Annotated in this window: 3 protein-coding genes; all 3 read right to left on the reverse strand. The window is 72.7% G+C overall.

Annotated features, from left to right (window positions below):
* Window positions 1-705: MFS transporter (locus CCN29_RS33020; protein ID WP_442538642.1), on the reverse strand; the 705-nt coding region annotated here is incomplete at its 3' end.
* Between the two features lie 28 nt (window positions 706-733).
* Window positions 734-2194 carry a CitMHS family transporter gene (locus tag CCN29_RS33025; protein ID WP_086686193.1) on the reverse strand — a complete coding sequence of 487 codons (1461 nt, stop codon included), beginning with the start codon at window positions 2192-2194 and terminating at the stop codon, window positions 734-736.
* 135 nt (window positions 2195-2329) lie between these two features.
* Window positions 2330-3280, reverse strand: a 951-nt coding sequence (locus tag CCN29_RS33030) for a molybdopterin dinucleotide binding domain-containing protein (protein ID WP_442538643.1), incomplete at its 5' end; no start/stop codon positions are given.

Raw genomic sequence — 3280 nt, forward strand, 5'->3', positions numbered from 1 at the left:
CACCGGCAGGTACGCGGTGAGGATGTCGGTCGCCGACAGCACGGCCACGCTGATCAGCATGCCCGCCGGCACGCCCCGCGCGCGCAGGATGCCGCGCACCGGGACCCGGTCGCCCCGCGCCGTACGGGGTTTCACCGCCCCCGCCTGCTCGATGCGCCACAGCGAGGTGAGCGCGACGGCCCCGCCCGCGCCCGCCGCGACGAGGGCCACCGCGCTGGTGCGGACCATGTCCGCGCCGATCAGCGCCCCCGCCGCGACGGGCCCCGCGAGCTGCCCGAGCGAGGCGCCGATGGTGAAGTGCCCGAAGTTGCGGTCCTGTTCGTGCGGCGCGGACTGCCGGGCGACGAGCGACTGCGCGCCGATCACGAAGCACAGGTGGCCGAGGCCCATCACCCCGCTCCACAGCGCCATGGCCCACAGCGAGCCGGCGACGCCGCTGAGCGCGCAGCCCGCGGAGATCAGCACGACGCCGGTCGGCAGCAGCGGGGCGCAGCGGCCGTGGTCGGTGCGCCGGCCGAGCGGCACGGCGGCGAACAGCGGCAGCAGCGCGTAGACGCCCGCGATGACGCCGACCGCCCGCTCGTCCGCGCCGAGGGCGAGCGCCCGGTAGGAGACGGCGGGCCGGGCCATCGACACCGCCGCCTGCGCGAAGCCGAAGGCGATGACGAGCCGGAGCAGCCAGCCTCGGTTCACGCCGGGCGTCATGACGTGGTCCTCCCTGGACAAGAAGCGGTCAGATCGTGCCGAAGAGGATTCCGGCCGCGAGGATCAGCAGGCAGGTGAGCGCGGCCCACTTGACCACGAACCGGGTGTGGTCGCCGAACTCGACCCGGGCCATGCCGACGAGGACGTACACCGCGGGGACGAGCGGGCTCGACATGTGCAGCGGCTGGCCGACGAGGGAGGCGCGGGCCATCTCCAGCGGGGTGACGCCGTGCGCCGCCCCGGCCTCGGTGAGCACGGGCAGGACGCCGAAGTAGAAGCCGTCGTTGGACATGAAGTAGGTGAGCGGCAGGCTCAGCACCCCGGTGACCAGGGCCATGTGCGGGCCCAGCCCGTCGGGGACGGTGTCCACCAGCCAGCCGGCCATGCTGTCGACCATGCCGGTCCCCTGGAGGACGCCGGTGAAGACGGCGGCGGCGAAGACCATGCCGGAGACGTTGAGCACGTTGTCGGCGTGGGCCGCGATGCGGGCCTTCTGGTCGGGCAGACGCGGGAAGTTGACGGAGAGGGCGAGCGCGGCGCCGAGCAGGAACAGCACCGGGATGGGCAGCAGCTCCAGGATCATCGCGGTGATCAGCACGCCGGTGAGCAGCGCGTTGAACCAGTACAGACGCGGCCGCAGGGTGGGCCGGTTCGGGTCGAGGCCCTTGAGGAGGTCCCCGTCGTCGTCCCGGCCGTCCCCGGCATCCACGCCGTCGCGCGTTCCGTCGCCGCCCTCGTCCGTTCCGTCCACGGCGTCCGTGCCGCCGGCCCCTGCGACGGCCCGCTTCTCGAGACGCCCGGCACCACCACCGGCTCCCGCGCCGACCAGCACCGCCTCCTTCGTCTCGACGGACTCCTCGTCCTGGAGCCGCAGCGCGCCCAGCCGCCTCCGCTCCCGCAGGCCCAGCACGTAGGCGAGGCCGAAGACGCCCAGCAGGCCGGTGAGCAGCGCGGGGATCATGGGGACGAAGATGTCGGCGGCGTCGAGCTTCAGCGCGGTGGCCGCGCGGGCCGTGGGGCCGCCCCAGGGGACGGTGTTCATGACGCCGTTGGCCATGGCGGCGACGCCGGTCATCACGACCAGGCTCATCCCCAGCCGTTTGTACAGCGGGTACATCGCCGAGACGGTGATCATGAAGGTGGTGGAGCCGTCGCCGTCCAGCGACACGATCGCGGCGAGCACGGCGGTGCCCACGACGACCCGCATGGGGTCGGCCTTGCAGAAGCGGAGGATCCCGCGCACGACCGGGTCGAAGAGCCCGACGTCGATCATGACGCCGAAGTAGACGATCGCGAACATCAGCATCGCCGCCGTCGGGGCGAGGCTGGACACTCCGTCGATGACGTAGTCACCGAGGTGGGCGCCCTTGCCTACGGCCACGCAGAACAGCGCGGGGATCAGCACGAGCGCCGCGATCGGCGACATCTTCTTCGTCATGATCAGGACCAGGAAGGTCGCGATCATGGCGAAGCCGAGGATGGTCAGCATGAATGGGACACCTAACGTTCACCCTTGAACATCCGGCCGGGGCCGGCGGTGTGACGACGTTAGGTACGGCCAGGGGGCGTCAACAAGACGTACGACCGTGAGCAATAAGCGCAAAACCCCAGGTCAGACGTTTGCTCAGGTCAGCACGGTGAGCGTTTCGGGCTTCTCGGCCCGCTCCGGGGACACCTCGACGGGGACGCCGTTGAGCACCGCGTTGCCGGACAGCGGGTCGAGGAGGCTGCCGTCGAGGAGCTGGTTGACGTTGACGCCGGGGTCGACGGAGGCGTGCCGGGTGCGGGTGCCGGGCCGGTCGTGGCCCCAGCCGTGCGGCAGGCTCACCACCCCCCGGCGCACGGCGTCGGTGACCTCGGCGGGGACGGTCACCTCTCCCCCGGCCCCCTTGACCCGCACCGGCTGCCCGTCCGCCACGCCGAGGCGTGCGGCGTCGTCGGGGTGGAGGTGCAGGGTGCAGCGGTTGGAGCCGCCGGTGAGGGCGGGCACGTTGTGCAGCCAGCTGTTGTTGGAGCGCAGATGGCGGCGGCCGACCAGGACGAGGCCGGCGGGACGTTCCCGGAGGGCGGCCCGCAGCCGGGGCAGGTCGGCGGCGATCGGCGCGGGCAGCAGCTCCACCTTGCCGCTGCGGGTCTTCAGCGGCTGCGGCAGACGGGGGCGCAGCGGTCCGAGGTCGATGCCGTGCGGGTGGGCGAGCAGCTTCTCCAGGGTGAGCCCGTCCGGGTCGGCGCCGAAGCCGTCGCCGTAGGGGCCGAGGCGCAGCATCATGTCGAGGCGCCGTTCGGGGCCGTTGTCGCCGGTGAGCAGGGCGGCGAGTTCCTTCGGGTCGCGGCCGTGCACCGGGGAATGGGGCTCGCCGACGGCCTTGCCGAGGGTCTGCAGGATCACGAGGTCGTCCACGGCGGACGGGTCGGCGCCGTGCATGCCGGTGGCGGCGAGGACGAGCCGGGCGAGGATCTCGGTCTCGGCCATGCGGCCGGGTTCGAGCGGCACGGCGGGGCGGGTGTAGCGGACCTGGTTGCGCACGGCGAGGGTGTTGAACGCGAAGTCGTGGTGCGGGCTCTGGGCGGGCGG

The sequence above is a fragment of the Streptomyces pseudogriseolus genome (assembly GCA_002154585.1).
GTDB lineage: Bacteria > Actinomycetota > Actinomycetes > Streptomycetales > Streptomycetaceae > Streptomyces > Streptomyces pseudogriseolus.

Excerpts from the sequence above, each read along its gene's own strand:
- CCN29_RS33025 (WP_086686193.1), bottom strand. The coding sequence starts at position 2,194 with ATGCTGACCATCCTCGGCTTCGCCATGATCGCGACCTTCCTGGTCCTG.